The organism is Kitasatospora sp. NPDC089913 (genome assembly GCF_044748625.1).
GTDB lineage: Bacteria > Actinomycetota > Actinomycetes > Streptomycetales > Streptomycetaceae > Kitasatospora.
This window is the reverse complement of sequence record NZ_JBIVGI010000003.1, coordinates 244,635-260,214: the sequence shown is the minus strand read 5'-3', so window position 1 is coordinate 260,214 and position 15,580 is coordinate 244,635. Positions and strand designations below refer to the sequence as shown.

Genomic DNA, 15,580 nt, shown 5'->3' with positions numbered 1-15,580 from the left:
CACGCCATCACCGGCAGCAACGACAACTCCGTCCGGCTGTGGGACCTCACCACCGGCACCCAGACCCACCACCTCACCGGCCACACCGACTGGGTCAGGTCGGTCGCGGTAACGCACATCAACGGCCACCCGCACGCCATCACCGGCAGCGACGACAACTCCGTGCGGCTCTGGGACCTGACCACCGGCACCCAGACCCACCACCTCACCGGCCACACCAGCGGGGTGAACGCGGTGGCAGTGACGCGTATCAACGGCCACCCGCACGCCATCACCGGCAGCAATGACAACTCCGTCCGGCTGTGGGACCTCACCACCGGCACCGAGATCCGCACTCTCACCGGCCACAGCCTGTGGGTGAACGCGGTGGCGGTAACCCGCATCAACGGCCACCCGCACGCCATCACCGGCAGCAACGACAACTCCGTGCGGCTCTGGGACCTCACCACCGGAACTCAGACCCACCACCTCACCGGCCACACTTTCGGTGTGAACGCGGTGGCGGTGACGCGTATCAACGGCCACCCGCACGCCATCACCGGCAGCTACGACCCTTCAATGCGGGTGTGGGACCTGGCTACTGGCACCGAGATCCGCACTCCCACCGGCCACAGCCTGTGGGTGAACGCGGTGGCGGTAGCCCGCATCAACGGCCGCCCGCACGCCATCACCGGCAGCGACGACAACTCCGTCCAGGCGTGGGACCTGACCACCGGCACCCAGACCCACCACCTCTCCGGCCACACCAGCGGGGTGAACGCGGTGGCGGTAACCCGCATCAAGGGCCGCCCGCATGCCATCACCGGCAGCGACGACAACTCCGTGCGGCTATGGGACCTGACCACCGGCACCCAGACCCACCACCTCACCGGCCACACCAGCGGGGTGAACGCGGTGGCGGTAACCCGCATCAAGGGCCGCCCGCACGCCATCACCGGCAGCTACGACAACTCCGTCCGGGTGTGGGACCTGACCACCGGCACCCAGACCCACCATCTCACCGGCCACACCGTCTGGGTCAGGTCGGTCGCGGTAACGCACATCAACGGCCGCCCGCACGCCATCACCGGCGACGACAACAACTCCGTCCGGCTGTGGGACCTCACCACCGGCACCGAGATCCGCACGCTCACCGGCCACACCAGTGGCGGCGACGCGGTGGCGGCGACGCGCATTAACGGCCGCCCGCACGCCATCACCGGCAGCTACGACAGGTCAGTGCGGCTCTGGGACCTGACCACAGGCACCCACATTCGCGAACTCATCGGCCACACCGGCCAGGTGAGGTCGGTCGCGGTAGCACACATCAACGGCCACCCACACGCCGTCACCGGCAGCGACGACAACTCCGTCCGGCTATGGGACCTCACCACCGGCACCTGCCTCACTTCGTTTCATCTTCCGGATGTTGCGTGGGCCCTGGCTTTCTCCGGGGACGGCACGGTGGTGGTGGGCTTCGGCCACGAAGTAGCTGTTCTCTGTCTAAACCCCCTCATCAGGAGGCTCCGTTGACCAGTGAGACCGCTTCACCGCTCCGGATCGTCGCCGTGCACGGCATCTACAACAGCTTCGGTACCGGGATCCCCGACGCGCGCAAGGAGCAGCTCCGCGCGCTCAAGGCTGCCGCCTGGGCGCGGGACCTGGCCGCCGGCCTCGGTGTCCCGAGCGAACGGATCGACGCCGACTTCGCCTACTACGCGGACAAGCTCCGACCGGGGCCGGCCGCCCAGGGCGAGCACGGCGGCGACTTCCTCGACGACCCGCTGGCGCAGGAGATCCTCGACATCTGGGCACGGGAACTGGGGCTGCCGGACGAAGTGGCCCAGGGACATGCCGCGGTACCGCTGCGCGGGTTCTCCGCCTGGCTGGCACGCAGGTTCGACTTGGCCGAGGGGCCGCTCGGGGTGTTTGTCCGGCTGCTGTGCGCCGAGGTGGCCGCCTACCTGCGCGCACCGGATGCTCCTGAGCGCATCGCCGCACGCGAGGAGGTGGCAGCGCGCATAGCCCGGCACCGGCCGCGTATTGTCGTCGCGCACTCGCTGGGCTCGGTCGTCGCCTACGAGGCCCTGCACGCCCATCCGGAGCTGCGACCCGAGCTCTTCCTCACTCTGGGCTCGCCGCTCGCCCTGCCCCGGGTGGTCTTCGACCGCCTCGTCCCCGCCCCCCGGTCCGCCGACGACACGCAGCCGCGAGGCGCCGGCCTGCCTGGCGGGACGCGCTGGGTGAACATCGCCGATCCCGGCGACCCCGTCGCCGTCCCACCCGGACTGGCCAGGTTCTTCGACGGGATCACCCTGGACCACACCAGCAGCATCAGCGCCCACTACCGCTTCCACCACGCCGACAACTACCTGCGGTGCGCGACCACAGCAGCCACCCTCGCCCCCTACCTCGGCATCTGACTCGGGGCCTGACCACTGCGTTGCTCTCAGTGGTCAGAGGCCGCCTCTCCGTCGGGATGTGTCGCGTCGGGGCGCAGGCCGAACGCGCGCAGCGGGAGTGGGAGATGGGCCATTAGGCGGCGTCGTCGACGGTGCGTAGCGTCCGGGTGGCTTGTCGGGTCGGGGTGGCTGGTCCAGCCGCAGTCAAAGCCGTCTATCAGTTGGACGCCGCGTTCGCGGGCGACGGTGGGGGTGCCGACGTTGTAGGCGACGGCGGTCCGAGCGAGGGTCGCGGCTTCGGCCCAGGCCCGGACGGGCATGCCGGCCCCACCGCGGTAGACGACCCGGTCAAGGGGTTGAGCGGCCGCGAGTTGGGCAGCGAGAGCCTTGGCGGCTTGGAGTGCGGTGCGCGCGCTGAGGGCGGGGTGGGGATGTGCTGGCGGGCTGCGGCGCGGGCGGCCCGGTGGAAGGCTCCGGCGCGACGGACGGTCTGCTGGGAGTGCCGCAGCATGTCCGTGCAGGTGTCGGCGGTGAGGGCGCGCAGGGCGTGCCGGTGGCTGCTGGTCCAGGTGAAGCGGCGGCCGAGGGGTGGTGGCGGCGGTGGAAGCTCCCTGCGCGTACACGGCGGGAATCTGCTGGTCTGTGAGGTCGCGGACGGCGGCGTCCACCGCCCGTTGGAAGATCCGAATGGTGCCGACGAAGCGGGCGATGGCGCGGGCGAGGTCGGGTCGGCGGCGGTCGGCGATGGCGGCGAGGACTGCGGTTTGCGCGGCGGTGAGCTGCTGCCAGGCTTCGGTAAGTCGGTCGGCGGCTGTGGCGGCTGCGGTCCGGATACCCGGGTGGTGCTGGGCTCCGGGGTCGCTCATCGGATCCGCCGGGCGGGCCGGATGGGGACCGCTTCGATCTGGTGGGTGGTGTCGGTGCTAAGGGGGTGTCGTCCGGGCCAGTGGCGTCCTGGAGAGCGGTGATCTGCCGTTCGAGGCCGCTGAAGCTGCCGGTGCGGTCCATCGTGACCACGCCGTCGACGACGAGGCGCAGCGGTTCGGCCAACACGGCCGCGACGCATTCGGCGAGGACTTCGAAGGCGACGTTGCGGGCGGTGAGGTCGTCGGTGTTGGTGGCGGGGCCGAGCTGGGCGAGGAGCCAGGCCAGGGCTGCGGGGTCCACGGAGCGGGTTCCGTTCATCAGGTGCGCCGCCGGACCGGACTCTGGGGGTTGGGTCCGGTCCGGCGGCAGGGGGGCCACTCGGTGTCGGCGCGGGCCTTGCGGGCGCGTGCCGGCTTGGTGGCCGCGTCGTCGTCCTCGTCGTCTTCGCCCACCCGTCGTCGTTGGGTTCCGGCGCCGGCTCGGGCTGGAAGCTTCGCGTTGGGTGATCAGTGCGGCGAGCGCGGGCGGGACCGGGGCCCCGGACCTGTACCGAGGTCCGGGGCCCCGGCCACCTCTTCGAGGCGTACGACCGCGCGCGGCCCCGTGGTGCTCAGGCCCTCGTGCCGCACCTGCTGCCGGGCTGCCCACGACGGGGCGGGTCACGGGCGACGGGCGGGACGCGGGCGACGGATGTCCGCACGGCGCGGACATCCGTCCGAGGAGGAGTGACCATGACCATCGGAATCACGACAACGATCCGGAACTCGTGGCCCACTCCGGCGAGTTCGGCTCCGATGCGCCGTTGTCCGCCGGTTCCACCGACCGCCCTGCCCCGGAGTGCCGGTCTTGGTACGGTCATGGAACGACCGGGGACCACCGGTGCGGGCGAGGGAGCGGGCCATGCTGGAAGAGGCGCTGACCACGGTGGCGGCCGCGGGGGGCACGGCAGTGGTGCAGGCTGCCGGTACCGACGCCTGGGGTGCGCTGCGGCTGCGGGTGGCCCGGCTGTTCGGGCGTGCTGACGGCGGGCGGGAGCACGCGGAGCTGGAACAGCTGGACCGGACGGCCGAGCTGCTGGCGACGGCCGGGCCCAGGGAGGCGGAGCTCGTACGGGAGAGCCAGGAGACCTCCTGGCGACACCGCTTCGAAGTCCTGCTGGAGAGCCTGGACGCCCGTGAACGCGAGGAGGTGGCGGCCGAGTTGCGACGGCTGAGTGCCGGGATGCCCGGCCGCGGCCCCGCGGAGGGCAGCACGGTGTCCGGCAACACATTCCGCGGCCCGACGGCCTTCCAGATCGGCGACGGGAACCAGCAGGACAACCACTTCGGTTCCGGGGCGTGACGGGACTGTCCACGCCGGAGCGGGTGACCGTGGCGGGCCGGTGCGCACCACCGGCCCACGGCCGCCCCGGCTTCCTGTGAGCGGCACGGGGCCGGAGCGCGACCGCCCCCGTCACCACGACGACCGGCCGCTCGTGTTCGAGGGACCGCTGGCCGTTCAGATCGGCGACCACGGGGTCCAGAACAACTACTTCACCGTCGCCTTCCCCGACCCGGTGGAGCTGGGCGCGCAGCGCCTGGGCCACGTGGTCCTGGCGCAGTGGCGCCAGGAGGCCTCCCTGCGGGAGCTGGCGGGGCCGGACCCGATTCCGGTGCGCTGGCGTGCGGCGACCGGCGCGGACCTCGCCGACCACGTCGGGCGGACCGGGCGGACCGACGGGGCGAGCGCGGCGGACCTCACCTCCTTCGCCCGCACATTCCTGCGTCCGGAGCGGCGCAGGCTGGTGGTCCTGGGAGAGCCGGGCAGCGGCAAGAGCAGCTTCGCCGTTCTGCTGGTGATCGAACTCCTGCAGCGGATGCGGGCGGGCGATCCGGTCCCGGTGCTGCTGCCGCTGGGCTCCTGGCGGCCGGCGGAGGAGCACCTGAGCGGCTGGCTGGAGCACCAGCTCCTGCGCGAGTATCCGTACCTGGACCGCGGAACGGTTCGTGAGCTGCTCACCCGCAACCGGATCCTTCCCGTGCTCGACGGGCTGGACGAGTTGCCCGCCGCCGAGCAGCCGAAGGCCCTGCGGGCACTCGACACCGCTCTGGCGGCAGGTGCCCCGCTGATCCTGACGTGCCGAACGGCGGACTACCGGACAGCGGTGCGCCACGCGTCCGTGCTGCGGCAGGCCGCCGTGGTGGAGGCGGACCCGCTGACCGCCGAGGAAGCCGCGGAGTACCTGCTCGGGTCGGCCGCACCGCAGCAGCAGGAGCGGTGGCGACCGCTCGCGGACGCGCTGCGCGACGATCCGTCCTGCCCCGCGGCGGACGTACTGAGGGTCCCGCTCATGCTGTGGCTCTGCCGCACCGCCTACAGCCGTCCCGACCCGGACGGGCTCCCGGGGGACCTCGCCGACCGGGCCCGCTACCCCGACGCCGCAGCGGTGGAGAGCCATCTGCTGAACTCGCTGGTCCCGTCCGTGTACCCCGTAGGTCCCGAGCCGCCTCCCCAGCCCGGCCGCAGGGCGTCACGGAAGGCGCCCTGGGCGGGCCGGGGGACCGACCCGCAGCGGGTGTCGCACTGGCTGGGCTTCCTCGCACGGCACCTGCAACAACGCGGCACGCCCGATCTCGCCTGGTGGGAACTGGGCACCGCGGTGCGCCTCGGGGCACGCACGGTCGTCACCGGGCTCGTCTGTGCCTTGGGCGTCGGCCTCGTCGTCGGCCCCGTGGACGGCACCTGGGCCGGCCTCGGCTACGGAGGTCCCGAACCCGGGCTGCGGCCCCGGCTGGTGGAGGGAATCGTCATCGGGGCCGCCGACGCCGTGATCAACGCCGCTCCCGCGGCCGTGGCCTTCGCGCTCGCGCACTGGATCGGCTTCGCGTTCAAGGGTGGAGCCTTCGAACCCTCCCGCTTCCGCCTCCGCCTCGGCCGTGGCGCGCGGCGTCCGGGCGCTAGGTCCGGTCGTGAGATCCTCGCCCGGGCCGGGCTCGGGATCGCCGGAGGACTGGCCGGCGGGCTCGGGATCGGCCTGGTCCAGGGAGTGGTCCGCAAGCTCCTCTCGGACGACCCGTACGCCCTCAGGGTCGGGTCGGTGGACGCGGTCGTCTACGGCGTCATGTTCGCGGCCGCGGGCGGGCTCGTCGGCGCCGTCATGGCCTGGTGCGAGGCGTCCGAATCGATCGAGACGGCCCCCGACCCCCGGGAGCTGCTGGCCCGCAGCCGCAGAACCGTGCTCCTGCAATGGCTCCTGTTCGCTCCACTGTTCGGCGCCGCGGTCGCGGTCGCGGGCCTGCCCGCTGTCGAGGTACTGAACGGGAACCTGTGGGGCGTCCGGCTCGGCTGGACCGTCCCGGACGGGCTCCGGTTCGGGCTCCTGACCGCCTTCGGGGCCGGGCTCGGTACGGCGCTGAGCCTGACCGCGTGGGGGCAGTGGACGCTGTTCGCGCGCCTGTGGCTCCCGCTGACCGGTCGGCTGCCGCGTGCCCCGATGGAGTTCCTGGAGGACGCCCACCGGCGGGGCGTACTGCGCAAGGCCGGCGCGATCTACCAGTTCCGCCACGCCCGGCTCCAAGAGCACTTCGCCCGGCCGAGGGTGCGGCAGGGTCGGGGGAACAAGCTCGACGGGCGGTGACCGGCGGACCCCGGCGGGTGCCCGGCGCGGTCCGCCGTGCTCCGGTCGCCTCCCCGGGCGACCCCGGGGAGGCGATCGTTGGGCTCATCCGGCGGCGAAGGCCCGTTCCAACCGGGGGACGTAGTCCACCAGGTCCTGGGCCCAGCAGCCGGCGTTGTGGTTCCCGTCGCACCGGGTCCCCCAACCGGCCCCGTTGCCGTAGCCCACGTAGTAGTACGGCAGGCCGAGGGCGTTCAGGCTGTCCCTGGCGTGTTTGTTCGCACCCTCGATCCAGAACTCCGGCGAGAGCGGATCGCCGGCCCCGCTACCGGTGTAGATCGAGATGCCGACACCCGCCAGCCGGCCCATGTGGGAGGCCGGATCGGCCTCGTTCCAGAGCCGGTCGAGGTTGAACACCGGGTACGGCGAGCCGAACAGGGCGTCGCTGGACACCGCGGGCGCGTAACTGCCGGTGCAGTCCCCGCCGGTGGACGAGGCAGACCCGCAGAACCCGCCGGGCGCGTTGGTCAGGGAGGCGACCACGGCCAGTCGCAGGCCCATCGAGGCCGCGGACAGGTCGAGCCCCCCGGACAGCGAGGCGACCTCGGTGAACAGCTCCGGGTGCCGCTGGGCGTACCGCATCGCGCCCAGACCGCCCATCGAGATGCCCGCCACCGCACGGCCCCGCTTGGCCGCGACGGTGCGCAGGTTGTCGTCGACGAACGGAATCACCTGCTCGAGGTGGAAGGTCTCCCACCTCTGCGCGCCCGCCGCCGTATTCTGGTCACGCCAGTTCGCGTACCAGCCCCTCGCCCCACCGTCCGGGATCACCGTGATCATCGAGTTGGAGCTTCGCAGGGCCGGGTAGTTCTGATTGACGGGGCTGTCCGGTGAGCCGTGCAGGAAGTACAGCACCGGGTACCGGCGGGCCGGATCGTCGTAGTAGCCCGGCGGCAGGATGATCCTGATGGGATGCTGCTCGGCGACATCGGGTGTGGTCACCGTGATCGTGAAGTCGGTGGCGGTGCCGGTCGAGCCGACCTGGGTCAGACCGTGACCGTCCGTCAGAACGGGCGGTCCCGGCGTGGCCGCGAGCGCGCGCGGCGCGACCGGAAGCAGCAGTGCGGCGACGGCGAGGAGGACGGCCCAGGCCCGCAGGCCCCTGGCGTCGAGGATCGGACTCATCGGTATTCCTTCGGGATCGTCGATGTTCCTTCGGGATCGGGGAGGCCGACCGGCCCGGTCGCCGTTCTCCTGGCTGTCCGCCGGGCGGGGGCGGAACACGACGGCCCCGGTCCTGGACGGGCCGAGACGGTGCAGCCGATGTCGCCGCTCACCAGGTGACGGGCAGTGCGTGGAGGCCGTAGACCTCGTTGTTGACGCGGTAGGGCACCTCGTCGGCGGGGCACCCGAGCGCGAGACCGGGCAGCCGCCGAAGAAGCGCCGGCAACGCGATCCGCAGTTCGGCGCGGGCCAGTGGCGCGCCGAGGCAGTGGTGCGGACCGTGTCCGAAGGCCACATGCGAAACGGGCCTGCGCCCGATGTCGAAGAGGTCCATCCCGGCGCCGAGCGCCGGGTCGCGGTTCGCCACCGGCAGCTGGCAGACGACCTGGTCACCGGCCTTGATCGGAACGCCGCCGATCTCGGTGTCCCGGCACGCCGTGCGGGCCAGCGCCGTACTGGACACCGACAGGTACCGCAGCAGTTCCTCGACCGCGCCGTCGAGCACGGCATCGCCCTCGGGAGCCTCGCGCAGCCGATCGGCCTGCTCCGGGTGCGACAACAGGGCGAGCACACCCAGCCCGATCGTGTTGGACACCGTGACATGACCGGCCAGCAGCAGCAACTCGCAGACGCCGGCCAGTTCGGCGTCCGACACCGCGTTTCCGTGCTCCCGGACGAGCATGCCGATCATCCCGTCGTCCGGGCTGCGCCGCTTCGCCGCCACCAGCCCGGCCACGTACGCCCGCGACTCCCGACCCGCCGCGATCCGCTCCTCCAGCGGGAGCCCCAGATCCAGCGTGACGCGGGACCAGCGGTGGAACGCCGCCCGGTCGGGGTCGGGCACGCCCAGCAGTGCGCAGATCACCCCGAGCGGCAGCGGCAGGGCGAAGGCGTCCATCAGGTCCGCGGCGGGGCCCCGCGTCTCCATGTCGTCGATCAGCGCGTGCACCATCGCGTCGATCATCGGGTCCAGCGCGCGGATCCGCTTCCCGGTGAACTCCGGTGTCAGGACGTGGCGCAGCCGCGTGTGCTCCGGCGGGTCCATGTTGAGGAGTTCGTCGGGCAGGATCGGAGCGCGCCGCGGGTCGTGCATGGCGAAGGTCTCCTGGTCGGCCAGTACGCGCCGCACGTCGGCGTGCCGGGTGACGAGCCAGTAGTCGCCGGTCCGGTGCAGCCAGAAGTCACGTACCCGCCGGACCGGCTCCCCCCGCTGGACCTCCCCCAGCGCCGCGCCCGGGTCCAGCCCGTCGCGGCGGTAGAAGATCGAGACCGGCGGAACCTGCTGCACGTTCATGGAGCCTCCCCTGACCACCCGGACGTCGAGTTCCCGATACCCGGGTGACCGCGCCGCTGAGCGCTCCGGCCCCGGTGTCGTGCGGCGCGCAGGGGTGCGGAGGCGGCGGGCGCGCGCCCGCCTCCGATCCGGCGCCGCCCCCTTGCCGTCGCGCCCCGCCCGCGGTTCTCGATGCGCTCCGCGCGACCCGGCCGGTCCGCCCCGTCCCCCTGGTGTCAGCTACGGGCCGCGTGGATCGCGCGGACCTTGCGGGACTTGACGGTCTGCGGGTGGAACTGGCCCAGCACGCGGTGGCGGTCGGCCGCCACGGCCTCCAGCAGGCGTGCCGCCTCCCCGTGCTGCCCGGCCTCGCCCAGGTTGCAGGCGTGGTTGTGCCGGGCGGTGAGGGTGTGCGGGTGGTCGGGGCCGAGGACGCGCCCGCGGTCGGCCGCCACGGCCGCGAGCAGCCGCGCCGCCTCCTCCCGGTACCCGGCCTCGCCCAGGTAGTAGGCGTGGTTGTGGCGGCTGGTGAGGGTGTGCGGATGGTCCGGGCCCAGGGCCCGGTGCCGGTCCGCCGCCACCTGCTCCAGCAGTCGGGCCGCCTCCCGGTACTGCCCGGCCTCGCCCAGGTTGTAGGCCTGGTTGTTGCGTGCCCTGAGCGTGTCCGCGTGGGCCGCGCCCAGCAGGCGGGCCCGGCCGTCGGCCACCTGCGCCAGCAGGGCCGCCGCCTCGTTGTGCCGCCCCTCCAGGCTGAGGGAGTTGGCCAGTTCGTGGGTCGTCGTCAGTTCGGCGGCGGTGGGCAGCCGGACGGCCGTGGGCGGATGCGCGGGCGGCGGCGGGGCGAGCACGGTGGTCGGTACGGCCGCGACCACGGTCGGCCGGGCGACGGCTGCCCGCAGCGTCTCGGCCACGACCACGGCGGATGCCGGCCGGGCCGACGGGTCCTTGGCCAGCAGGTGCAGGACGACGCGGTCGAGGCCGGCGGGCAGATCGGGCCGGTGGTGCCGGGGCGGCACCGGCTGCTCGTTCAGGTGGGCCTCCATCGCGGCGTACGGGTTGCCGCGGTGACCGAAGGGCGGTGTGCCGGTGAGGAGTTCGTACAGCACGCAGCCGAGGGAGTAGAGGTCGGCACGGCCGTCGACCCGCAGGCCCCGGGCCTGTTCCGGGGCCATGTACGCCGGGGTGCCGATACCGCTCCCGGTGGGCGTGAGCTGGGTGTGGCCGGCCATCAGGTAGGCGGCGATACCGAAGTCGAGGACGACGACGGCTTCCGTGCCGTCCGCGTGCCGGGTCAGGAAGAGGTTCCCGGGCTTGATGTCCCGGTGCGCGACGTCCACCGCGTGGGCGGCGGCCAGCGCGTGACAGATCTGCACGCCCCACTCCACGACCTGGACGGGGTCGGGACGTCGGCCCGAGCGCAGGGCCTCGGCGACGGATCGGCCGGTCAGCAGACTCATCACGACATAGGGCGTCGCCAGGCCGGCCTCCCGGTGGAGGCCGTAGTCGTGCACGCCGATGATGTTCGGATGCTGGAGCCGCGCGGTGATCCGGGCCTCCCGCTCGAACCGGGCCTGCGCCTCGTGGTCCTCCGCGCCGTCGACCTGGGGCAGCAGGACCTTGACGGCGACGTCCCGTTGCAGCCGGGTGTCCACGGCGCTCCAGACCGCGCCCATCCCACCCGCACCGATGCAACGGTCCATCCGGTACCGATCGTTGATCATCGCGCCCTGCCGCATCCGCTCCCCCACCCCGAGTCCCGTCCGGCACACCGTAGTGTGCGCGGACGGCCCCGCGCACACCCCCTCCGGGATGCCCGGTCGAGCGGTCGAGCGGTCAGGCGGTCAGGCGGTCAGGCGGTCGAGCGGTCGGGCAGTCGGGCCGCTCGGGAACCGGGTCAGCCGGCGGGGAGCGGTACCGCGCCCGCGGGCTCCCACCGGCGGAGCCGGCGGACGTCCGCCACCGCCTCGCGGACGTCCGGGTGCGGGTCGTCGGCGAGGGCGGCGAGCAGTTCGGCGGTGCCGGGCGTGCGCCAGTCGCGGACCGCCCACGCCAGGTACTCCCGGACGCCGGGGTCGTGGTGGGCGGCGAGGCGGGCGAGTTCGGCGAGCGGGCCCCGCGGGCGCCGCAGCACGCCGAACCAGTCGAGGGCCGCCCGCAGTTCGGCGGGATCGCCCTGGTCCCCGGCGGCCGCGATCCGGGCGAGCAGCACGGGGGTCGGCGGCGGCGGGCCGTCCAGCGCGTGCGGGAGCCGCTCGCGCAGCCGGCGCGCCCCGTAGCCGCCGCGGTCCCGGCACCCGTAGCAGGTGCAGGGCCGGGTGCCGTGCGCGTCGGGCCGGTACCGCCAGCCCACCACCTGCGGCGCGGCGCGGACCCGGTGCACCTCCCCCGCTCCGATCGCCCGGGGCACGAACACCTCCCACCCGCGCGGGTCGTCGAGCGCCGCGATCCGCCGGACCGCCTCCGCCGCGGGGACCTCGGCCTGGGCCCTCTGCCGCCGGTCGCCGTAGGGCCCGACCAGCACCGGCTGGGCGTCGTCCAGCCGGACGTGCACCGCCACCCGCCCGCCCCGCCGGTCGAACCGGCCGAGCTCGCGCATCCACTGGTGGGTAAGCGTGTAGGACGGCAGCACCGGGAAGACGTAGACCCCGCGTGCGCCGCCCTGGCCGTGACTGGCCGCGCGGAGACCGGCCCGCCGGATGCGCGGCGCGTTCGCCGCCGCCGTCAGGTGCACAAACATCGCCATGGCTCGGCATGTTAGGTGATCGGCTCGGCGGAGTCCGGGGAATTTCCGGCCTCCGCTCCGGCACCCCACCCCGACCCGACCCGACCCGACCCCCACCCCAACCCCGGCCCCCGACCGCCGGAGCGGAGAAGCTCAGCGGTGGTTCAGCAGACCCTCCGCCAACGGGCCGAACAACACGCCCCAGTTGCCGGGCAGATGACGCACCGCCGCGGTGAGGTGGAAGCGCACGACCGTCCACTCGTCGGGTCGCGCCCGCGTCCCGTGCTCCCGGACGGCCTCGAGGCAGTGGTCGACGAACTCCGTGTCCTCCTCGTCGAACCCGAGCCGCTCGTACGCCTGCCGCACCTCCGGCGCCTCCTCGAACCACTCCTCCCAGCCGGTGGCCGCCCCCAGCAGGTAGAGCAGGTGGCTCCCGGCCACCGGCAGCCCGGCGCGCAGGTCCGCGAGGACGACGGTCCGGTCCGCGTCGTCACCGGCGATCGCCGAGCCGTCGACCGCCAGGGCGACCAGGCCGTCCCAGTGGGCGGTGTCGTGCCGGCCGGTGGTCTGGCGCATGTACGCGCTCGCGAAGGCGGACATCGCGCCCGGATCGTCGATCAGCGGCGAGAGCACCAGGTCGCTCGTGAAGTCGAAGCCGAAGTAGTACCGCCGTCCGTCGACGGTGAGCGACTCCACGCCGCCGACGTGACCGACCCGATCGGGCAGCGGGGGGAAGCGCTCCAGGATGTCCTGTTCCATGCCGCGGACGATAGCCCTGCCCACCGACACCCGCCCGGGCCGGTGCCCCCGTCGGGCCGCGCGGGCACCGCGGAGCCCGCAGGGATGTCGGGCCCCTCCCCTACCGTCCTGCCCATGACTTCGACGACGACGAACCCACCGTCCGACGGCTCCGTGCTGACCCACCCGGACACCGGCGGCCACCCCGCCCTCGACGGCGCCCCGATCGCACGCGTCACCGGCCCGCTGCGCGCCTGTCTGGTCGAACTGGCCACCCACCTCGACCCGCCCGGCGCGGCAACCGACCCGGACGGCGCGGCGTGCGACGCCCTGCGGCTGCTGGCCGCGGCCGCCCACGACACCGCCGAGGCGGGCGAGCAACGCGGCCTGCTCTTCGTCACACCGCCCGTCGCCCAGCTGGGGCGCCGTCCGGTGTGGCTCTGGCGGGGCGAGGACGGGACGATCACCGCCGGCTTCCCGACCGACTACCGCTGACGGCCCGGGGCCCGGCTGCCCCCCGGGCCGAGCGGGTGCTGACGGCGCGGCGGCCGCCCCGGGTGAGGGCGGCCGCCGGTCACCGGCTCCCGATCACAGGCTGCCGGTCAAAGGCTGCCGGTCGCCGGCTGCCGATCACAGGCCGCCGGGTACGGGCCGCCGGGTACAGGCCGTCAGACGCGGTTGGCCAGCGGTACGGTCGTCCGCTTCATCCAGGTGCCGGTCGCGAAGTCACGTGCCGAGATGACGACACGGTCCCGGTACACCTCCACCTGGAGGCCCTGGTTGAAGCGGCCGGGGACGGTCGACTCGCCGCCCTGTCCGTTGTCGACGAAACCGGTCTGCACGGCGCCGGTGTTGACCACCGAGAAGCCGTCGAGGTTGGCGGTGCCGGGCACCACGCGGCGCACGTACCAGTCGGACAGGCCGAGGTCCCAGTGCGTGTGGCCGCTGAAGAGGAACACGTCGCGGTGCCGCCCCAGGATGCCGAGGAGCCGGTCGGCCTGGAGGTAGTCGCTCAGGTAGATCTTGCTGCGGGTGCCGGAGACGGTGTTGGGCAGCGGGTGGTGTGTGATCACCATGACCGGCTTGCGCCGCCGCGCCCAGTACTGCAGGCGGTCCTCCAGCCACTGGAACTGCGCCTCGCTGATCCACACCTCGTCCCACAGCGAGCTGTCGTGGTACCTCATGTACCGCTCGGTGCCGAGGGTCAGCACCGGGATGCCGCCGAAGGACGTCTCCGCGTAGACCGCGGACCGCCGGGCGAAGCGGTAGAAGCTGCGGAACAGGGAGTCCTCGGTGGTGCCGTTGGGCCAGGTGCTCTGGGCGAGCGTGTTCGGGTCGGACCACTTCGGCACGTAGAACTCGTGGTTGCCGATCGCCCAGGCCACCTCGCGCGGCTTCGGGCCCTGGTCCAGCACCTTCTGGACCTCGGCGTACTCGAAGTCGTAACCGCGCGGCGTGATGTCGCCGGCGACGGCCAGGCCCGAGGAGCGCGGGTTGGTGGACCTGATGTCCCGCAGGGCCTGGGCGAAGTCACCGAGGTCACCCTGGATGTCGCTGATGACGTTGAAGGTGGTGACGAGCCCGCCACCGTCCTGGGCCGGCGCGGCCTCCGCGGTGCCCTGGGCGAGCCCTCCGAGCACCAGCGCTCCGGCGGTCGCACCGAGCAGGGATCTGCGTTCCATGGTCGTTCCCTTCGACTTTCGCACGGGGCGGGGGGAGTTCACCGCCGCACGATCGGACCAGACCCGTTATCAGTATGCGATCAAGTGGGCGACCAGATGAACGTGCGTCGACGACCTACCCACCTCGCCCCGACGCCCGACACCCTCCCCCGGCGCCCGACACCCTCCCCCCCCGGCGGGACGGCCGGACGGCGGCCAGTAGGTTGGGCGGCGTCAGCCGACCCCTGGAGAACCATGGCCGCCACCAAGCCCCGTGTCCTGTACGTCACCGACCTCGCCTACCCCGCCAGTGGACGCCGGTACTGCGACGAGGACATCGCGCTCTCCGCCCGGCTGCGCGCGGACTTCGACATCGCCCTGTGCCACCCCCTGGACGCGGCCGCCCTGATGGACGCCTTCGACCTGGTCCTGGTCCGCAACAGCGGCCCGGTGCTGCACTACCAGGCCCAGTACGACGCCTTCCGGGCCGCGGCGCTCCGCTCGGGCACCCGCGTCCACAACCAGCTGCGCGGCAGGGCCGACATGGCGGGCAAGCGGTACCTGCTGGAACTCTCGGCCGCCGGCCACCCCGTCATCCCCACCGTCGACCGGGCCGAGGACCTCCCCCGGCTGCCCGTGGTCCCCGAGTACGTGGTCAAGCCCGAGCTGGGCGCGGACTCCATCGGTCTGGCGTTCGTGCCCCGCGAGGAGCTCGCCGGCATCGCGTTCGGCGGCGTCCTGGTCCAACCGCGGATCCCCTTCACCTACGAGGTCTCGTTCTACTTCGTCGACCGCGCCTTCCAGTACGCCCTGTACGCCCCGGACCCCGCCCGGCGCTGGGAGCTGGAGCGCTACCGGCCCACCCCCGCCGACCTCGCGTTCGCCCGCCGCTTCGTCGACTGGAACGACATCGACCACGGCATCCAGCGCGTCGACGCCTGCCGCACCCCCGAGGGCGACCTGCTGCTGGTCGAACTGGAGGACCTCAACCCCTACCTGTCCCTGGACCTCCTGGACGACACCACCCGCGACACCTTCGTCACCGCCCTCACGGCCTCCCTGCACGCCCTCCTGGCCACCGACCGGCCCTGACCGCCCCGACCGTGCCCCGACCTCCCG

At 73.2% G+C, this 15,580-nt stretch carries 13 protein-coding genes; 7 read left to right on the top strand and 6 right to left on the bottom strand.

The genetic code is table 11. The features are described 5' to 3' along the window. From ACIPYS_RS07670 to ACIPYS_RS07650, 5 genes are all read left to right on the top strand, one after another. The coding region (locus ACIPYS_RS07670; RefSeq protein ID WP_400744496.1) for a WD40 repeat domain-containing protein at window positions 1-1,512 on the top strand (1,512 nt) is incomplete at its 5' end. Beyond that, entirely contained in the window at window positions 1,509-2,402 is an 894-nt protein-coding gene (locus ACIPYS_RS07665; RefSeq protein WP_400744494.1) for a serine peptidase, read from the top strand. The genes ACIPYS_RS07670 and ACIPYS_RS07665, both read left to right, overlap by 4 nt. A gap of 488 nt (window positions 2,403-2,890) precedes the next feature. Next, a complete protein-coding gene (locus tag ACIPYS_RS07660) occupies window positions 2,891-3,349 on the top strand; it encodes a hypothetical protein (RefSeq protein ID WP_400744491.1) in 459 nt (152 codons plus the stop codon). Between the two features lie 799 nt (window positions 3,350-4,148). Then, complete coding sequence (locus ACIPYS_RS07655) at window positions 4,149-4,589, top strand: hypothetical protein (protein WP_107452640.1); 441 nt, start codon at window positions 4,149-4,151, stop codon at window positions 4,587-4,589. A 133-nt stretch (window positions 4,590-4,722) separates the two neighbouring features. Next, the gene (locus tag ACIPYS_RS07650) at window positions 4,723-6,864 is read left to right on the top strand and encodes an NACHT domain-containing protein (RefSeq protein WP_400744488.1); all 2,142 of its coding nucleotides are present in this window, start codon (window positions 4,723-4,725) and stop codon (window positions 6,862-6,864) included. Window positions 6,865-6,948: 84 nt separating this feature from the next. Here ACIPYS_RS07650 and ACIPYS_RS07645 read toward each other — a convergent pair whose 3' ends face one another. The 5 genes from ACIPYS_RS07645 to ACIPYS_RS07625 form a co-directional block, all read right to left on the bottom strand. After that, a complete protein-coding gene (locus tag ACIPYS_RS07645; RefSeq protein WP_400744485.1) occupies window positions 6,949-8,028 on the bottom strand; it encodes an alpha/beta hydrolase in 1,080 nt (359 codons plus the stop codon). A gap of 148 nt (window positions 8,029-8,176) precedes the next feature. Next, window positions 8,177-9,361, bottom strand: coding sequence for a cytochrome P450 (locus tag ACIPYS_RS07640; protein WP_400744481.1), 1,185 nt, complete (start codon window positions 9,359-9,361; stop codon window positions 8,177-8,179). A 215-nt stretch (window positions 9,362-9,576) separates the two neighbouring features. Then, entirely contained in the window at window positions 9,577-11,061 is a 1,485-nt protein-coding gene (locus ACIPYS_RS07635; RefSeq protein ID WP_400744478.1) for a protein kinase, read from the bottom strand. A 173-nt stretch (window positions 11,062-11,234) separates the two neighbouring features. Continuing rightward, a complete protein-coding gene (locus ACIPYS_RS07630; protein WP_400744475.1) occupies window positions 11,235-12,083 on the bottom strand; it encodes a HEAT repeat domain-containing protein in 849 nt (282 codons plus the stop codon). 132 nt (window positions 12,084-12,215) lie between these two features. Then, window positions 12,216-12,821, bottom strand: coding sequence for a hypothetical protein (locus tag ACIPYS_RS07625; RefSeq protein ID WP_400744472.1), 606 nt, complete (start codon window positions 12,819-12,821; stop codon window positions 12,216-12,218). 114 nt (window positions 12,822-12,935) lie between these two features. Between ACIPYS_RS07625 and ACIPYS_RS07620 the strand changes: the two genes are divergently transcribed. Beyond that, a complete protein-coding gene (locus ACIPYS_RS07620) occupies window positions 12,936-13,295 on the top strand; it encodes a hypothetical protein (protein WP_400744469.1) in 360 nt (119 codons plus the stop codon). Window positions 13,296-13,468: 173 nt separating this feature from the next. Here the strand turns inward: ACIPYS_RS07620 and ACIPYS_RS07615 are convergent, their stop codons facing one another. Further along, the gene (locus tag ACIPYS_RS07615; protein WP_093863829.1) at window positions 13,469-14,482 is read right to left on the bottom strand and encodes a metallophosphoesterase; all 1,014 of its coding nucleotides are present in this window, start codon (window positions 14,480-14,482) and stop codon (window positions 13,469-13,471) included. A gap of 234 nt (window positions 14,483-14,716) precedes the next feature. Between ACIPYS_RS07615 and ACIPYS_RS07610 the strand changes: the two genes are divergently transcribed. Continuing rightward, the gene (locus ACIPYS_RS07610; RefSeq protein WP_400744466.1) at window positions 14,717-15,553 is read left to right on the top strand and encodes a hypothetical protein; all 837 of its coding nucleotides are present in this window, start codon (window positions 14,717-14,719) and stop codon (window positions 15,551-15,553) included. Window positions 15,554-15,580: the final 27 nt, after the last annotated feature.

Excerpts from the sequence above, each read along its gene's own strand:
- ACIPYS_RS07645 (WP_400744485.1), bottom strand. The coding sequence starts at position 8,028 with ATGAGTCCGATCCTCGACGCCAGGGGCCTGCGGGCCTGGGCCGTCCTC.
- ACIPYS_RS07660 (WP_400744491.1), top strand. The coding sequence starts at position 2,891 with ATGTCCGTGCAGGTGTCGGCGGTGAGGGCGCGCAGGGCGTGCCGGTGG.
- ACIPYS_RS07630 (WP_400744475.1), bottom strand. The coding sequence starts at position 12,083 with ATGGCGATGTTTGTGCACCTGACGGCGGCGGCGAACGCGCCGCGCATC.
- ACIPYS_RS07635 (WP_400744478.1), bottom strand. The coding sequence starts at position 11,061 with ATGATCAACGATCGGTACCGGATGGACCGTTGCATCGGTGCGGGTGGG.
- ACIPYS_RS07625 (WP_400744472.1), bottom strand. The coding sequence starts at position 12,821 with ATGGAACAGGACATCCTGGAGCGCTTCCCCCCGCTGCCCGATCGGGTC.
- ACIPYS_RS07615 (WP_093863829.1), bottom strand. The coding sequence starts at position 14,482 with ATGGAACGCAGATCCCTGCTCGGTGCGACCGCCGGAGCGCTGGTGCTC.
- ACIPYS_RS07655 (WP_107452640.1), top strand. The coding sequence starts at position 4,149 with ATGCTGGAAGAGGCGCTGACCACGGTGGCGGCCGCGGGGGGCACGGCA.
- ACIPYS_RS07620 (WP_400744469.1), top strand. The coding sequence starts at position 12,936 with ATGACTTCGACGACGACGAACCCACCGTCCGACGGCTCCGTGCTGACC.
- ACIPYS_RS07610 (WP_400744466.1), top strand. The coding sequence starts at position 14,717 with ATGGCCGCCACCAAGCCCCGTGTCCTGTACGTCACCGACCTCGCCTAC.
- ACIPYS_RS07640 (WP_400744481.1), bottom strand. The coding sequence starts at position 9,361 with ATGAACGTGCAGCAGGTTCCGCCGGTCTCGATCTTCTACCGCCGCGAC.